Raw genomic sequence first — 15,811 nt, forward strand, 5'->3', positions numbered from 1 at the left:
TTGCCAATAAAAAACGTTTATTATTAGTTTACTGCTGTATTATCTGAATAAAGTTGCCGCATGTATCGTCGAAGACAGCTATTGTGACTTCGCCCATTTCTGTCGGCTCCATAATAAACTTCACGCCTTTTTCCATTAATCGTTTGTACTCTTTGCGAACATCTGCAACGCCAAACATTGTTGCTGGGACGCCTTGAGCAATTAAACCCTTTTGATACTCTTTGGCGATCGGATTTTCATTAGGTTCGAGAACAATCTCGGTGCCGTCTAAGTCATCGGAAGAAACAAGCGTTATCCACCTGAATTCTCCTTGGGGAACGTCGTGTTTTTTTACAAATCCGAGCGTTTCTGTATAAAACTCCAGTGCCTTATCTTGATCTTCTACGAATAAACTGGTAACAATGATTTTCATACTGTTTTTGCCTCCTTTGATATTTGCGATGTATGGTGATCTGCTAACAATCTGGCTGTAAGCAAAACAACCCACACCTTCGCCAGAAATCCTGTTCCTATAATGCCCATTTTTACTGATCCATTCAAAACGCACTCAGTGACTTCATCCTCATTTTGTTCCCTTACTTACATCTGCAGGCTACTTTGTTTCTTGTTTTTATTATAAAATTACTCAATCCATCTTTTGAGCAAGTCTTTAAGTGGTTCGTTGTTGAACCTAAGTACTCGATATTTCCCCTTTCGTTGTGATTTTACAAGCCCTGCACCTTCCAATACAGAAAGATGTTTAGCTATCGCTTGTCGCGAAATGGTAAGGTTGTGCTTCATAATGAGACGTGCCGTTAATTCATACAACGTTAGCTCGTTGCGTTCGGAAAGTTCGTCTAATATCAGTCGACGAGTCGAGTCGCTGAGTGCTTTGAATATAGCGTCTTGGTCCCACATACACACATTATAAGCAACTAAAAGGTTGCTTATTAAAGGAACCGTATGTATGCGATCTTTTTCTCATTAATGAACAACAGTTATAAATTCATTTTTAATAATATACAGGCAACTCAAGTAATGGTTTTATAGCTTTTAATCTTCAACTTAACTGCCCCGTTAGCCATCCATGCACCAAAAAACGCTGCACCACAGAGGATGAAAATTGTTTCAGAACGGGTATAGTTTTGTAAGGCTGGCGAAGAAGGTCGATCAACTATGGTGCCATTTAGCCCATCCGTTAGTCTGACTCCAACGACCACGGTGCATCACAGACTGTCGCACTCTGTACGAGTAGCACTCATGGGAGATTAATCCTACTCTGGTTATTGCACCAGCCTGCCTTTATTCTAGGAAGAATGGAGTTGGTTCCTGATTTATCTTCCAACTCAATAAACACAATTTGAAGGCTCAGCCTTTTTTAAAAAAAGTTTTATCTGAGTCTCTTTTGTTGTGCGATTTTATAGATTTTGAGCGTTTTTTAATTTTCATGGGAGTTGAATAAGAAAAGTGATACTTGTTCAACAATCGCCCCCGTTTACGGAATAATCTTCAACGATTACCCATTTAATCTTTTATTGCTTTAATATCTTTTATTGAATTTGTAAAAAACGAGTCTTCCTTTTTTACCTGATGCCCTTCTACAATTGAAATATTATAATCTCCATTCGATAAAGGGAAGAAATTCTGATCTTCTTGCTCTTTCTCAAAGTAGATTGTGTATTTATGATTGGCAATTGTTTTCAACTCCCAACTCCCACCTAACTCCATGAACACATTGTCTGATATTCTGTTAGCAGCGAAGCCCTTTTTATCTTCCAACAGTTCACCTACAAAATAACTATTCTTATCTTGTTCGATTACTAATAATTCCACATTGTTCGTCGTTGTAATCAAGTCAATATTTCCTTTAATTCCTTCGCCTTGAATAAACTCTTCCAAGGCCGCTTCTTTCGAAGGAAAATAGTTTATATTATCTTGGTTGCAAGCAGATAAAAGCAATAAACCTGTCATTAATATAATAACAATTAAGCGCTTAATGGTATTACTCCCCCTTCTCTTCTTCTGCTAACCGGCTCCACTCTTCAACTAACCTGCTACGTTAGTTGTTATCCCTATTTTAACATCCCTTGTTCAACTAAACAGCCCCGTTAGCGCAATAAGAAAATGACTACTTAATCAGCCCAATGACTAAGTTTTTAAAAAACACTTGTCTAAAAGCACACCTTCCGATATAATTACTTTATTAATTTATCACTTTACCAAAGTAAAGTAACAGAAAATAAACCTAGCAATAGAAAGTAGGAACTACAAATGTCACTTGAAAAGCTTCCACAACTCCTGAAAAGTAATAGAGAGGAGTATTTGGAACAACTATTTACACTTATACGCCAAAGAAGCATCAGCACGCAAAATGACGGAATCACTGAATGTGCCGAACTTCTTAAAAATATAATGGAGGAAATCGGGATCAACACCTCCATCAAGGAGACAAACGGACACCCGGTTGTTTACGGCGAGATAATCAAGGACGAAAATGCGTTCACCGTCCTTTTTTATGGACATTATGACGTCCAGCCTCCAGACCCAATCGAAGACTGGATTTCTCCACCTTTTGAACCGACAATCCGTGATGGAAGAATCTATGGCCGGGGCACTGGAGATAACAAAGGGCAATTAATGGCTACGCTGCTTGGTGTGAAGACGTATATGGAGTTAGTTGAAGAATTGCCGATTAATATAAAATTTATCTTTGAAGGCGAAGAGGAGAACGGAAGTCCTTATTTAGCCGCGTTTGTCGAGGAAAACCAAGAACTTCTAAGCGCAGATTTCGTTTATACAGCAGATGGTTCTGCTCATAACAGTGGTGCCCCGCTTGTTTTATTAGGTGCAAGAGGTTCACTCCAACTTGAACTAAAGGCGAGCGAAGCAGCATGGGATAATCATTCCGGCAATACTGGCAATATCGTGCCTAACCCTGCCTGGAGATTAATAAATTTGCTGAATACGATGCGGTATAAAGATGGAACCGTGTTAATCGAAGGATTCTACGACAACATCCGAAAGCCGTCAGCTACCGAAAAAGAGCTGCTTAAAACCTTACCTTATGACGCAGGAGATATCGGTGAAAAAATCGGCTTTCCTCAGCTTGATATGGACGGACAAACCTATTACCGTAAATTAACGATGGAACCGACATTCAATATCGCAGGAATCTCCAGCGGGTATTCTGGTGAAGGCGTGAAGACCATCATCCCTTCTACTGCATCCGTGAAGTTAGATATCCGCCTTGTCGTGGATCAGGATCCTGCTGATGTGTTCAACAAAATCGTAAACCACATCAAAAAGCACGATCCAGGTGTTGAAGTGACACATTTAGTATCCATGGAACCGTCCAGGACACCTGCAGACCTCGAGATTGTCCAAGTTGTAACGGATGCGGTAGCGAATGCGTACGAGAAGGATCCGATTATCCAGCCAAGTTTGGGGAGTTCGCTTCCGGTTTATGTATGGACCAAAGTTTTGAAGATACCGTCGATTATCGTTCCTTATGCGAATTTCGACCAACGAAATCATTCCCCGAATGAAAACATAAAAATCGATAACTTTTTAAACGGGATTGCATGTACATGTCATGTGATTCAAGACCTTGGTGCTTACGCCAAAAATCAAGCATAGATATTTCAGTCAGAGAGGATAGTTAGTTACATGGCAGAGAAAAAACAGCTTCAGACAAATACAGCAAAAACAAAGAAACAACCTAAAAAACCGCCACACATTCTTGTAATTTTGTTTTGTATGGTCATTTTTGCCGCGCTCATCACATATCTTGTGCCGGCCGGGCAATATGAACGAACGACAAATGAGGATGGTAGAGAGATTGTCGTGAACGGTACCTACCAACAGACAGAAGGGAATCCAACAGGGTTCTTGGAGTTTTTCAATTCCCTGTATGACGGTATGACCCAAGCATCAGGCATTCTATTCCTGCTGTTTATTACCGGTGGCGTATTCGGTATTTTAGGCAAAACGGGGGCGATTGAAACAGCCCTCTATCATCTCATTAAAAAAATGCACGGGAAAGAGATTATCCTGATTCCGATTCTATTCACTATTTTTTCATTAGCCGGAGCGAGTTTCGGACTAGGTTCCGAAGCAATGGTTTATATTATTATCCTGCTCCCGCTACTTTTACGGGCAGGTTTTGATTCCATTATCGCGGTTGCAGTGCCGATACTGGGTGTCGGAATCGGATACTCGGGCGGATTTTTAAATCCGTATAATGTTGGGGTCGCCCATGGAATTATCGGTTTGCCACTGTTTTCAGGGATGGAGGTACGGATCGTTTGCTGGATTATTCTTACCATCGTTGGTGCTACCTACCTTACGCTGTATGCAAGAAAAGTTCAGAAAGATCCAACCAGAAGTCTCGTATACTTTGAAGACCAACATAAAAATTTCGATGAAGTGACGATCGAAAACCGTTTATCTTACAAACATATTGTCATTTTATTAGTCCTTGCAGCCACATTCGTCGCCTTACCTTTTGGCATTATCAATTATGGCTGGTTCTTTAAAGAGATTACTGGGTTGTTCTTATTAATGGGAGTGGTCGTTGGAATCATTTCGAGGATGAAGCCGAGTGAAATGGCATCCGCCTTTACAGACGGATGTAAGGATTTAATGGAAGGTGCGCTCGCTGTGTCCTTTGCTTATACGATTGTAGTGATCCTGAACGACGGGAATATCATCGACACCATCGTATCCGGCTTAGCGAATCTAGCTAGTCAATTCCCATCCAGCGTGGCAGCTGTCGGGATGTTCTTTGTTCAATTCCTGATCAACCTGCCAGTCAACTCCGGGAGCGGTCAAGCAGCATTAACGATGCCAATCATGGCGCCAATCGCAGACTTAGTCGGAATCAGCAGACAAACTGCTGTCCTTGCCTTCCAATTCGGTGATGGATTTACGAATGCCTTCTACCCTACCAACGGCGGATTGATGGCCGGGTTGGCACTTGCAGGAATCTCCTGGCTGAAATGGGCAAGATTTATGATTCCACTAGTCATCTTGCTGTTCGTTACGTGTGCGATTATGGTAACGATTGTTCATTTGTTTGTGTGGCCGGCTTAGGTTTTGGTATGTGGGGGTATTGTAGTTCTGTTGTTCTTTAGACAATAAAATTGTACAGAAAACGCAGAGGTTGTACCGATCCCCGAGAGTTAGAATTTTTCACTCTAACTTTCGAGGATTGTACCATTTTATCCGCTGCGTTTTTTATAATTTATTGACTTATTCTTTAGTCAGAGATAATTAATACATTTTCAGCACCCGTTAGTGTGCCAGAACCTTCAAAGTTAATTGATAAAAAAGTCTCCCTTTCTAAATGAAAGAGAGACTTTTCGTAAATCCAACATATTTCTATTGTGCTAGATTCGGTAGTTTTCAAATCCATCACTCAACGAGAAAAAACTATTGCAAAGAACGTTCATTCGGTTTAAGTAAAGGTGTCAAGATAAGCATAAGAACTGATATACCTACAAGAAACCATATCGAAGTACCAAAGTCTCCAGAGAGATCTCGCATAAATCCAACCAAAAAGGGTCCTGTTGCTGCTATCAGATACCCTACAGTTAAAACAAATCCGTTCCAGACGTTCGATTCTTCTACCGTATTTGTATTATCTAGTGGCAAGGTCATACCTAGAGTAAAGGCACCACCAAGGCCAAAAGCAAAAATAGATATAAATATAAATGGAGTTGCATTTGGCCAGATAGCAATGAGTATCAAACCTACTACAGCGAGTACGGAAGATACAGCTAACCAGCCACGGCGGTCAAGTGATTTACTAAGCGAGCCAAATATAGGATTGGCTAGCATAAATACGACGGTGAAAGTTAAGAGTATAAATCCTGCAACTGAAACCGAATGTCCTTGTTCTTGATACATCGGTGAGACCCAAGCTATGACGGCATAGAAAAGGAGATTCGTACATCCGAAATATAGAGCAATCATCCATGCTGTTCGGTTTTTATATGGAATTGGCACGCGCCTTCCGGAAACTTCTTGTGAACTAAGATTATCTTTACGCCCTTGAAGGGTTATCACAATCCAGGCAATGATAGCTAAAACACCGGGCAACGCCCAAATACCGGCTGCTAAGCGCCATCCGCTATCTGCATTTGAAGCGATGATTCCTGTTGTACCTGCTGCGAGTGCAGTACCTAGTGAAAGTGAGAAAGTATAAATCCCCATTAGTAATGCTGCTTTATTAGGAAACTTTAATTTTATGAAACCACCCATTAATGTACCGACGATTGCAATACCAGCACCAACACCTATTGTTGTTGAAAGTAGTGTAAATGTATTGGGAGAGAATGCGCGAATTAGAGTAGATAAAGTAAGCAGTAATAAAGCATAAAGTATAACTGTATTACGACCATAGCGACGAGCAATCCAGGGGGTAGGCAAAGCTAAAAGCCCCATTAATAAATCAGGTATCGTAATCAACAACGAAAGCGTTGAATATGAAAAATTAAAATCTTCTTGAATAAGAGTCGAAATAGGGCCCATAGAAATAATTCCTGGACGTAAACTAATCGACACAAGAATTATAGCCGCGATTGCAAGCCATGCAACGCCATTTTCTTGAGTTTTAACGAAATTTTGTTCGTTATTCTTTTTTTTCATCTAAATCAACCTTCCTGTGTATTAATTCTCTAGTTGAGGAGTATATTGTTAAGGGTTTTGGCTTCTCTTATGCATATTTATTGAAGCTCGTTTTTTCGAAAAATTCTCAATTCCCCTTATTTTTTATTTTTCTTCATCGCTTCTGCCAATTGATGAGAATTCAGATCTTCTTCCTTCTTTAGTTGGTCAATGATGTTGCGGTAATCCTTCTCATTTCGATTCTGGCTTAATTTATAAGCGGCTTGAACTTCTTGTACTTTAATACTAAATCCCACAATACCTTTAAGTTCCCTTTCCAATAGCTGAGGCGAAAGCTTGTCCCATAAAATTGGATTTTTCCGATGTTTTTCATATTTTTCTAGTAACATAATCAGGTCTTGTTTTAACTCTTCTTGCTCTAAAATACTCGGTTTGCCATATACATGGACGGCTTGATAATTCCATGTTGGAACATTTTCATCACCATACCATGAAGGTGAAATATACGCATCCGGCCCCTGGTACATAACAAGTGCGTTTTCACACGTTTCAAATGTTCTCCATTGAGGATTCCCATAAGCCATATGTCCTGTAATATAATATTCATCGCCTTTTTTTCTAAACTCCAAAGGTATATGAGTGGCAATTGGTTTCCCTTGTTTTGTTGTGACGATGGTTCCAAAAGAGTTTCTTTGAACAAACTCTTTAACTTCATCCATGTCCGTGACTTTAAAACATTTAGGAATAAATATGTTTGAACAACTCCTTTATTGGTTTATAATTATAACTATTTCATATGAGTATTCTACTATACATCTTGACATATAAAAAGGTACAATTACAAACAAATACACATGTCAGGGTGGTTGAATATGAAAAATACTATTTTTGTTTTGAAGGATGATTCCCCCAAATACCAGCAAATATACGAGCAGTTTAAGTCTTTTATTAAGCGTGGCGACATACATCCTAATGATCCATTGCCATCCATTCGCCAACTAGCAAAATCCCTTCAAGTCAGCCGCAATACCACATTGATGGCATACGAGCAGCTTGTAGCAGAAGGCTATATCCGATCAGAAGCTAGAAAAGGGTATTTTGTAAACGAATTAGAGCAAGCTTTTTTTCAAGATACTTTAAACCCACCTCATAAAAAGCATAAAGAGACGGTAACGCCAGTCGAAATTGATTTCAGGGCAGGGGCAGTGAATCAAACCAATTTTCCTCTAAAAATTTGGAGAAGGATATCAAATCAAGTTTTAACATTACCGGAGAGCTTTCGATACGGGGAACCCTTTGGTGAGGTATGCTTGCGTGAGCAAATCGCCGCTTATTTATTCCAATCCCGTGGAGTGAGAACAGAGCCAAATGCGATTATTATCGGCAGTAGTACCCAACAGATGTTAATTCATCTTGGACAAATCCTAAAGGATGATAATACTGGCATTATTATAGAGGATAATTTCAGGTACCTGTGCGAGAAACGATTCTGCATATTAACTACAATTGCATAACTGAAGAAAGGGGATATCGACTTTATAACGCTTTGTCGATATTCAGTTGTATTTTTATCCGATGTGATAAGTTGTCATAATTGCACTTCGCACAGGTACCTCTACAACCGTAACTTAGTTTCATTTGCAAATAGTTCTTTGATAATGTTAGTATCCATATTTGTATGCTGCGCCATCATTTCAGCACTCATATCTCTTAGTAATTCAAATCTTTCCAAGTCATAAACATCTTTAGAATAAGTGAGCCCTGCTTGCGCAATAGATTGAAGCTGTTTTGCCCATTCTAACCATTTAGGTTCCATTTTTTATTCACCACCAATTTTTTTAAAAATTATACCTCGCTGTAATTAATAACCTACTCCTTAATAAACAGGAGATTTATCTAGAAGTTGCTTTAAATCATCATCCATTGAAATACTAAAACTTTGTTTCAATGTATAAGCAAAAAGTTCTTTCAACTTCTCAGCAGAAACCTTTAAATTCTCTAAATTTATTTTTTCTGGATATGTGGACATGTACGATTTTATAAAAGAAGGTTCTAGTGTTTCATATGCTTTAAACTGGTGAAGTTTCTTATTCTCATTCAATGCTTGTACGATTAGGGTGTACTCTCTCATTTGTTCTAGCATCTTAAGTGCATAGATGAAATTATTTCGATTTAATTCTTTTTCAAAGTTCAACGAACAATAAACGAACTCAAATGATAGATCAAAGCCTAATCCATATTTCTCAGTTTTATTTTCAAACTTCTCATTCTCAGCATTCATTTTCTCAGATACTAAACCAGTTTTATCGACAATGACCTTCCATAAAGGAGACCTTACAGTCAATAACTCTCTAGGAACAATTGAAACATTAAACTCTAAATTATTTTCCATTATTGCGATAATAAGAAATATATCTTTACTAAATTGCTTTTCCTTTCTGTAGAGGGGATTAAAATTACTGAAGGTTTTATGAACAAGATTTTTGGTTTTCTCTGCATCCTCTATTTGAGAAGTAGCTATCATTAAATCAATATCAGAGTATTCATCTTTATATCCTTCAACTCCAGAACCTAACTGAATAATCCCCTCAACCAAATGACTAGCCTTTAATTTTTCGATCGTTTTATCAAAATACTCATTTCTTTCTTCGTAACTATACATACTTCACTCACCCCTTTATCTACACAAATCTAACGGTTGGATCAATAGATGCTTGAAAAATATATTATTAAATATCTACCTTGCAAAATCGAAGAATAAAGTAAAGTGTAACAATGCATATAACAACACCTAAAAAATCTATGCTAAATTCATCTATACTAACAGAAACTACCTTTAAAAAATCAATATTGAAAAAATGACCTATCAAAGAATATAACAAGATAACTACTGTTGCTATAAAGTATTTATTTTTCAATTCTACACCCCAGTTCATTTACAACACATTTTTCGATTCTAATAATTTCTCACTTCGCTAAGGCCTTTTATCTTTGACAAAAGATAAAACGATTATCTCGATTCCAAACGTGTAGATGATCAGCACGGTAGCCGCGAAGCCACAATACGCCGTTTATTCGTCTAAGATAAAAGCCTTTCGGAAAATCATCGTCTTCAGTTAGTATCTCCGATGCTATTGTTATGGAGCCGGATGGCGCTTGATGTCGCTGTACAGGATTCCCCGAATAACCTTCAGGCTGATCCAGATACGCCAGTCTTAGGAAAGGCCCAAGCTCAAGCGGACACAATTCCAAACCAAGATCACTCGCTCTTTTAAAAATCTGAGCCGTATTAGCGCCATCAGGAAAACCAAGATTGCTAACGGTTAGCTCAACAGCCTGTAGACTGTAATTTGTTTCAGAAGTCGTAAATTTATCGTCAGCTATTAGCCTTTCCCCATACTCATTCAGCAAGATAGCGGATTGTTGCAGTTTCTGAATAAGCTGCGATTTCGTAAGTCCACCAACCTCTACTGTTCTAGAAATAATTGGGCAATCAGGGTATAATTCATTTTCGATACGCATTCGTAGTCACTCCTAACAAATTGGATATAGTTCCCCATAAACTCCTTATTCAGCTAACTCGCTAGTTGAATAAGGAGTTACTTATCCGCCACATCCACAAATATATTTCCAAATAACTCCTCACCAAAATGTACCTCTAACTTCCATATTCCTGCACTTGGTAACATCATCGTAGAAGGTATGTGAGTAGCTGCCCCGTTCAAAGGTGCAAGAGAAGTGGTGGGATGTTCAAAAACAGTTATTTCTTCACTTGTTACTTTGTTAATTCCAATCACTTTTAGTGGTTGTGTTAGTATTTCTGGGTCGCCCCAAAAATGCCACATATATTTTTGGTTTTCCCCTGCGATAAAAGGACCGTATTCTCCAAATCCAAGTTTCCCATTATCTCCAAAACGGAAGATAGAATCCTCCGTTTGCCCATCATCCGTAACTATGACTTCTCTAATTAGTGTCGGACTTTCCTCCCAGTTTTCTTTGGTTTCTTTGATTGTCTTATTTGAACAACCAAGAATACCAATCAAAACCAAGCATATAATTACAGAAAATAAAAATCTTTTCACAGAGCCCCTCCCCAATCCGTTTATCTATTTAATCTTATTTCTTCATCATTACTCATAATACCTTCTCTGTTAGTTCAATATAAAAAAGCTTTACTCCTTTTTGAAGTAAAGCAACCGTAACTTAAGTATTAAAAGCACTCTCATTACAACACCTCAGTTATTTAGAAATCCCTCTTGAAACATTCAAATAAAGAGAATATCCATCAATAAACCTGTCAGTATTAGCAAAATTCCAAATGTAAAATGTATCTTCTTTTCATTCAAACCTGTTTTTTCAAACAATATGAACAGAAGAACAATCCCTCCTATAAATTGGGCACTCACAAAGAAACAACTTTCATTAACAGAGACGCTTATTCAACAATCGCGCCGGATTGCAAAAATAAACTGTTGAATAAAGTACACTGTTATTTTAATGAAAAGTGTTCCCATATTGTTTTATCTATCAAAAAATATCTTTCGTGTGAGCAAATAGCTAGTATACATTTATCATTTTGATAAAACATTAGATCCTCTGGCAGCTTTGGATGAATCCAATCAAAAAGTGAATGACTATAATCTTTTAAAAATTCCCTAGTAGCATTGTTAAGATTAAAATAAAAAACATATGCTGTATCATCAATTAACCTTGTAGTTTCCCATTCTTTTTGGATTTTCATTTCGAGAAGATGTTCCTCAATAGAGGTAATCAGATTATGAATGTAAGCCAAACGCTCTTCTTCAATGTCCATCATCTGTCTATTCTCTACAAAGGCAAAACGATTACAATATCTTGAAAGGAGATTTATTAATTGCTTATAGCGTTTACCTTTCACGTTTTCAGTTATCATTAGCATATTCGTCACCCTACACACTTCCTCACATCTAGTTGATTTAAATGAAAATCTGGCCCAATTACCTTCAAGATTTTATAGACATGGCCAGTCGCATCACCAGCCGTACAGGCGTCGCGGGGTTTTCCATTTGATTGACATCTCCAATAAAGTTCATTCCTAAGAGACTTGTTCACAATTTCACTCCACTTAGAAGCAACTTTTGCTCCATAATCCGATTCATTTTCCATTTCTTTAATACGTGCATAAAAGTGTTTAAAAGGCTTAAAAGGCTGAGATTTCTCTTCATAATATTCAATTTTACTTTCAACCACAGTACTCATCTCCCACTATTACTTAAAATTACTTGAACTGATTATTGCCTACCAGTTAAACACCAATCTTTCACTACCTAGCCGCGTTAGTTCAATAAAGAAAAAGAGCCCCATTTACTGCTCAATGATCTTCAAGTAAAGCACCAGTTAGTTGAAGATTTTATCTAAACCTAACAATAAATTATAATAAACCATTGAAGTGGGATTGAGTATTTTGTAACTTTCACCAAATTTTTTAGAAGTTAAGTTTAATACGTCTTGCCTATACCCCAACCCAAGAAGTCAGTACTTTCTACATTGAAACTAGGTATGCTTAGCTGTTCAGGGTTTTTCCCTTTATAAGTAATCCTTATACTCTGAATCTCTTTTCCCCAAAAATCATATTTAGTAATTAGTTCGCCATTCCAATTTTCACCTTCGCCTTTGAATGTAAGACCACTATTGTTTTGACAAGACACTAACATCAACAGTAAACAGATGATGAAAATGCCTTTAGAAATTTGCTTCAATGCAAGCTACCTCCCCTTTTTGTTAACTATTCGGCAACCTATCGAAAAATACCTCCTTGTTAAACTAAACTGCCTCTTTAGTTGAGGAAGAAAAAAAGAGACTACTAAGTAGCTCAATGATCCTTAAGTAAAGCACCCGTTAGCTTAATAAACTTCAGCTTATGCTATCATTGCTATACTCCACATAATAAGAGTAAAAGATATTGTAGCCAAGTAGTATTGACCGTAGTTTTCTCTTCGTTTTTCACCTTTTTCAATATAGAAACCAAATTCAAACAAAATATAACGCACAAGATAGGCATATTAGTGAGTAGTGTAGATAAAGAACGATTTGATATAGATTTTTGGTCATGTAAAAGTATGGGAACGCGGTCAGATCGTGATACCTAAAGAGGCACGAGATTTATTTGAAATTGCAGCGGGTGATCGCTTAATTGTCGTCGGTCAGGAAGGTAAAGGATTAGCTTTGACTAAATATGACACAATATTACCGATAATCGAAAGCTTGTATAAGTCGAATTCACCTGATGATGACTTATGAAAAAGAGAATTATTTTAGTAATTTTGACAGTGTTGTTTCCTGTCACTACTTTAGTCGATCAGACAGATAACGAGACGATTAACAATGAAATGATGGGAGAATATGAGATGGAATATGAGATTCATGGGGACAGTGACAAAGAAATGATTATCTTCATTCATGGAATCGGAGCGAGTTCTTGGATGTGGTGGCAGCAAATCGATGTCTTTAATGATTACCAAATCTGCTTAGTGGATTTACCAGGACACGGCAAAAATGCAGATATTCCTTGGATTGATTTAGCTACCACGACACAAATGATTGCAGAAGACGTTATAGGCAATCAAAGAGCACATATAGTGGGTATTTCCCTAGGAGGGCATGTTGCTCTGGAAATCGCTAAACATTATCCGCAAAAAGTCAAAAGTACTTTTATCAGTGGAATTACCGTAAAGCCTATGCCTTTTAAGTTTCTTATGCCCATCCAATCACGCTTCATTCAACGGTCGCTCAGGAACACAGACTATCTCTATCGCTTAGCTAAAAACTATCATTTACCTGAAAATAAAACTGTAGAATTCATTCGAAACTATCAATTATTGACAAGAGGAAATTATGAAGCGATTGGTCATGAAATTATGGATTTTCGTTTGGATGAATCTTATGCTGTAATTAAGCGTCCGATTTTATTCGTAGCAGGTGATCAAGAATCGAGTGGTATTTTACTGTCTCTAAAGGTTGCACCAAAAATTATACAAGGGGCTGAAACAGCTAAGATTCCTGATGCTCAACATATTTGGCCCGTTCAAATGCCCCAAGAATTTAATCTCGTTTTAAGAGAATGGGTTAGTAAATATTAAAATGTGTATGCGATTGCTTACTAATCATAATTTCATAGACATAGCAAGTCGCATCACCAGCCGTACAGGAGTCGCGGGGTTTTCCATTTGATTGACATCTCCAATAAAAAACATGTCCTTTTCGGGATAGTAAAATGCAAAGGAACCTGTTGAACCAGAATGACCCATTAACCCACCTTTTCCCATGAAAAGTGTTGCAAAACCATTTAGTGGAACTCTCATATATCCAGGACCGTAATGAATTGGAAGCATTGAAGCCTGCAACCTGTTGTTTACTTTAAGTTTATGAAAAATAATATTATTAAATAGCTTTCCTTTATAGAAAGCCTTGATAAATACCATTAATTCACGGGCCGTAGAAACACAACCACCACTTGCGCGGACGCTCCTAAGTAATTTGGGACGGTGTAAAGCAGTGTCCTTATAATAAACAGAAGGGATAAAATCATTCTCATCACTCGGGAGATAAGTATTTTTGAGTTCTAAAGGATCAAAAATTAATTGTCTAAACACATCTTCCAATTGTGAATTAGTAACTCTTTCAATTATTACTCCAAGGAGTTCAAAGTTTATATTTGCGTAATGAGCTCTTTTTCCCATATCTGGTGCAAAGTGTGGTTTTATTTCCTTCGTCTTTACTATAGTTTCATTAAAATCAATTTGCACATCATCATAAAGGATCGCACGTTTTTTCGACTTATTGCTACCCTCCTCAATCACATCCCGGAGTCCACTTGTATGAAACAATAAGTTCGATATTGTAAGTCTATTAGAATACTCTCGGCCTTTGTAAACGTGAAGGTTCTTTAATAGGTCTTCTTTTAAATATCTTGCTATTTCATCATCCAGAGACAGTTTTCCTTGCTCACTCAAAATATAAATACAAGTGGTGGTGAACAGCTTTGTGATACTGGCAATAAAGAATGGCGTATCTATATTCTTCCCCCCGTACCCAAAGCTGTATGAAACATCTCCATTGGCGTTTTCTACGAGAAGAACAGATTCATGTATTTGCTTTTTCTTTGTAACGTTTCCGAAAATTTTTTGGGCTTTTCGTTTTTGAATTTCCATATGGATACCCCCATTTTATTTACACTACTAACGATTAGACTGATACCATCATTCTCTTAAATGGCCCGATTGCTAAACAAAGATTAATCTGGACTCTTCCACTAAACTACCTTGTTTGTTGAACAACCCCTGTAAAGAGTTCAAGTAATTATTAGTATCAAATAAAGATAATATCCATTAATAAACCAGTCAGTATTAGTAAAATTCCAAATGTAAAATGTATCTTCTTTTGATTCAAACCTATTTTTTCAAACAATATGAACAGAAGAACAATACCCCCTATATATTGGGCACTCACAAAGAAACCACTTCCAACTACAAATAAGTTAGGAAACGACTGATATAAAGCTGCTGTTGCCCCGAAAAGGAATAAAACTAATGGAATTCTTAAGTTCCATTGTTTCCAACCCATATCCTTTTTTCTAATAATCTTTTGCATTAAAAATACCCCAAATAAAAAGATTAAACAACTTTCATTTTGTACTCTTCTTTAACTAAACTGCCCCTTTAGTTCAATAAGGAAAAAGGCTTTACTCCAATCGTTTAATCAAGATAGATTCTTTCTAAAGTAAAGTCATTACGATTATCATAAGCCTTTAAAAGTACATGAAATGATTTATCTTCTGATAAGTCATTCCAAATTCCAGTAATATTTCCCACTCTAAATTCTTCATTTTCAACAATGCTAAATGTATCTTTTTCATTAAAATTAGACTTTTTAACTCCAAAGTCTCCTTCTACAACTACAACATATTCATTCTTATCTTTTTTTAATTCTCTAATTTCTATTGTTCTGTAAAAGGTAGTTGAGGCATAATAATTAAAAAGAAAAATACACAACAACAATACGCCCAAGATAATTATAATTTTCCCTTTTCCTATTCTCTTCTTTCTCTTATTTGCTACCATTTGTTCCCTCCTTGCCACAGTTTTCATCTTATTAAACAATCCTGCCCCTTTAGTTCAATAAGGAAAATTGCTTTACTCCTTCTCGAAGTAAAGTACCCGTTACTTTA

At 37.2% G+C, this 15,811-nt stretch carries 19 protein-coding genes and 2 pseudogenes; 5 read left to right on the plus strand and 16 right to left on the minus strand.

All coding sequences use genetic code 11. The features are described 5' to 3' along the window. Positions 1 to 28: 28 nt before the first annotated feature. From AC25Y1_RS02245 to AC25Y1_RS02260, 4 genes are all read right to left on the minus strand, one after another. Entirely contained in the window at positions 29 to 412 is a 384-nt protein-coding gene (locus AC25Y1_RS02245) for a VOC family protein (RefSeq protein ID WP_488146305.1), read from the minus strand. 209 nt (positions 413 to 621) lie between these two features. Next, entirely contained in the window at positions 622 to 897 is a 276-nt protein-coding gene (locus AC25Y1_RS02250) for an ArsR/SmtB family transcription factor (RefSeq protein ID WP_488146306.1), read from the minus strand. 113 nt (positions 898 to 1,010) lie between these two features. Next, on the minus strand, positions 1,011 to 1,199 hold the full coding sequence (locus tag AC25Y1_RS02255; RefSeq protein WP_488146307.1) for a hypothetical protein: 189 nt from the start codon (positions 1,197 to 1,199) through the stop codon (positions 1,011 to 1,013). Between the two features lie 304 nt (positions 1,200 to 1,503). Then, a complete protein-coding gene (locus AC25Y1_RS02260) occupies positions 1,504 to 1,950 on the minus strand; it encodes a hypothetical protein (RefSeq protein ID WP_488146308.1) in 447 nt (148 codons plus the stop codon). Between the two features lie 300 nt (positions 1,951 to 2,250). Here AC25Y1_RS02260 and AC25Y1_RS02265 point away from each other — a divergent pair, with 300 nt between their 5' ends. Continuing rightward, complete coding sequence (locus AC25Y1_RS02265; RefSeq protein WP_488146309.1) at positions 2,251 to 3,615, plus strand: M20/M25/M40 family metallo-hydrolase; 1,365 nt, start codon at positions 2,251 to 2,253, stop codon at positions 3,613 to 3,615. 30 nt (positions 3,616 to 3,645) lie between these two features. Next, positions 3,646 to 5,070, plus strand: a complete 1,425-nt coding sequence (locus AC25Y1_RS02270) for a YfcC family protein (RefSeq protein WP_488146310.1) — start codon at positions 3,646 to 3,648, stop codon at positions 5,068 to 5,070. A 339-nt stretch (positions 5,071 to 5,409) separates the two neighbouring features. On the opposite strand, the gene AC25Y1_RS02275 is transcribed toward AC25Y1_RS02270, so the two are convergent. Together AC25Y1_RS02275 and AC25Y1_RS02280 are read right to left on the minus strand one after the other, a co-directional pair. Next, the gene (locus tag AC25Y1_RS02275) at positions 5,410 to 6,627 is read right to left on the minus strand and encodes an MFS transporter (protein WP_488146311.1); all 1,218 of its coding nucleotides are present in this window, start codon (positions 6,625 to 6,627) and stop codon (positions 5,410 to 5,412) included. A 116-nt stretch (positions 6,628 to 6,743) separates the two neighbouring features. Then, positions 6,744 to 7,358 carry an FMN-binding negative transcriptional regulator gene (locus tag AC25Y1_RS02280; RefSeq protein WP_488146382.1) on the minus strand — a complete coding sequence of 205 codons (615 nt, stop codon included), beginning with the start codon at positions 7,356 to 7,358 and terminating at the stop codon, positions 6,744 to 6,746. 120 nt (positions 7,359 to 7,478) lie between these two features. On the opposite strand from AC25Y1_RS02280, the pseudogene AC25Y1_RS02285 reads away from it, so the two are divergent. Then, positions 7,479 to 8,066, plus strand: a pseudogene (locus tag AC25Y1_RS02285) (aminotransferase class I/II-fold pyridoxal phosphate-dependent enzyme); the annotation flags it as partial. Positions 8,067 to 8,236: 170 nt separating this feature from the next. Here AC25Y1_RS02285 and AC25Y1_RS02290 read toward each other — a convergent pair. The 7 genes and pseudogenes from AC25Y1_RS02290 to AC25Y1_RS02320 all read right to left on the minus strand — a co-directional run. Then, positions 8,237 to 8,422: pseudogene (locus AC25Y1_RS02290) on the minus strand (NUDIX hydrolase N-terminal domain-containing protein); the annotation flags it as partial. A gap of 60 nt (positions 8,423 to 8,482) precedes the next feature. Beyond that, a complete protein-coding gene (locus AC25Y1_RS02295; RefSeq protein WP_488146312.1) occupies positions 8,483 to 9,268 on the minus strand; it encodes an aminoglycoside 6-adenylyltransferase in 786 nt (261 codons plus the stop codon). 323 nt (positions 9,269 to 9,591) lie between these two features. Continuing rightward, positions 9,592 to 10,128 carry a helicase gene (locus AC25Y1_RS02300; RefSeq protein ID WP_488146313.1) on the minus strand — a complete coding sequence of 179 codons (537 nt, stop codon included), beginning with the start codon at positions 10,126 to 10,128 and terminating at the stop codon, positions 9,592 to 9,594. A gap of 77 nt (positions 10,129 to 10,205) precedes the next feature. Next, a complete protein-coding gene (locus tag AC25Y1_RS02305; protein WP_488146314.1) occupies positions 10,206 to 10,688 on the minus strand; it encodes a DUF4871 domain-containing protein in 483 nt (160 codons plus the stop codon). Positions 10,689 to 11,095: 407 nt separating this feature from the next. After that, positions 11,096 to 11,524 carry a stage III sporulation protein AH gene (locus tag AC25Y1_RS02310; RefSeq protein WP_488146383.1) on the minus strand — a complete coding sequence of 143 codons (429 nt, stop codon included), beginning with the start codon at positions 11,522 to 11,524 and terminating at the stop codon, positions 11,096 to 11,098. A gap of 5 nt (positions 11,525 to 11,529) precedes the next feature. Continuing rightward, a complete protein-coding gene (locus AC25Y1_RS02315; RefSeq protein WP_488146315.1) occupies positions 11,530 to 11,835 on the minus strand; it encodes a hypothetical protein in 306 nt (101 codons plus the stop codon). 248 nt (positions 11,836 to 12,083) lie between these two features. Next, on the minus strand, positions 12,084 to 12,344 hold the full coding sequence (locus AC25Y1_RS02320; protein WP_488146316.1) for a hypothetical protein: 261 nt from the start codon (positions 12,342 to 12,344) through the stop codon (positions 12,084 to 12,086). Positions 12,345 to 12,723: 379 nt separating this feature from the next. On the opposite strand from AC25Y1_RS02320, the gene AC25Y1_RS02325 reads away from it, so the two are divergent. After that, a complete protein-coding gene (locus AC25Y1_RS02325) occupies positions 12,724 to 12,885 on the plus strand; it encodes a hypothetical protein (protein ID WP_488146317.1) in 162 nt (53 codons plus the stop codon). Next, the gene (locus tag AC25Y1_RS02330) at positions 12,882 to 13,724 is read left to right on the plus strand and encodes an alpha/beta fold hydrolase (RefSeq protein ID WP_488146318.1); all 843 of its coding nucleotides are present in this window, start codon (positions 12,882 to 12,884) and stop codon (positions 13,722 to 13,724) included. Before AC25Y1_RS02325 ends, AC25Y1_RS02330 begins: the two co-directional genes overlap by 4 nt. Positions 13,725 to 13,748: 24 nt before the next feature. Here the strand turns inward: AC25Y1_RS02330 and AC25Y1_RS02335 are convergent, their stop codons facing one another. From AC25Y1_RS02335 to AC25Y1_RS02345, 3 genes are all read right to left on the minus strand, one after another. Beyond that, positions 13,749 to 14,795 carry a serine hydrolase domain-containing protein gene (locus AC25Y1_RS02335; protein WP_488146319.1) on the minus strand — a complete coding sequence of 349 codons (1,047 nt, stop codon included), beginning with the start codon at positions 14,793 to 14,795 and terminating at the stop codon, positions 13,749 to 13,751. A gap of 157 nt (positions 14,796 to 14,952) precedes the next feature. After that, positions 14,953 to 15,234 carry a hypothetical protein gene (locus AC25Y1_RS02340; protein ID WP_488146320.1) on the minus strand — a complete coding sequence of 94 codons (282 nt, stop codon included), beginning with the start codon at positions 15,232 to 15,234 and terminating at the stop codon, positions 14,953 to 14,955. Between the two features lie 104 nt (positions 15,235 to 15,338). Beyond that, complete coding sequence (locus AC25Y1_RS02345; RefSeq protein ID WP_488146321.1) at positions 15,339 to 15,704, minus strand: hypothetical protein; 366 nt, start codon at positions 15,702 to 15,704, stop codon at positions 15,339 to 15,341. Positions 15,705 to 15,811 lie beyond the last annotated feature (107 nt).

The organism is Sporosarcina sp. Y1009 (assembly GCF_057669865.1).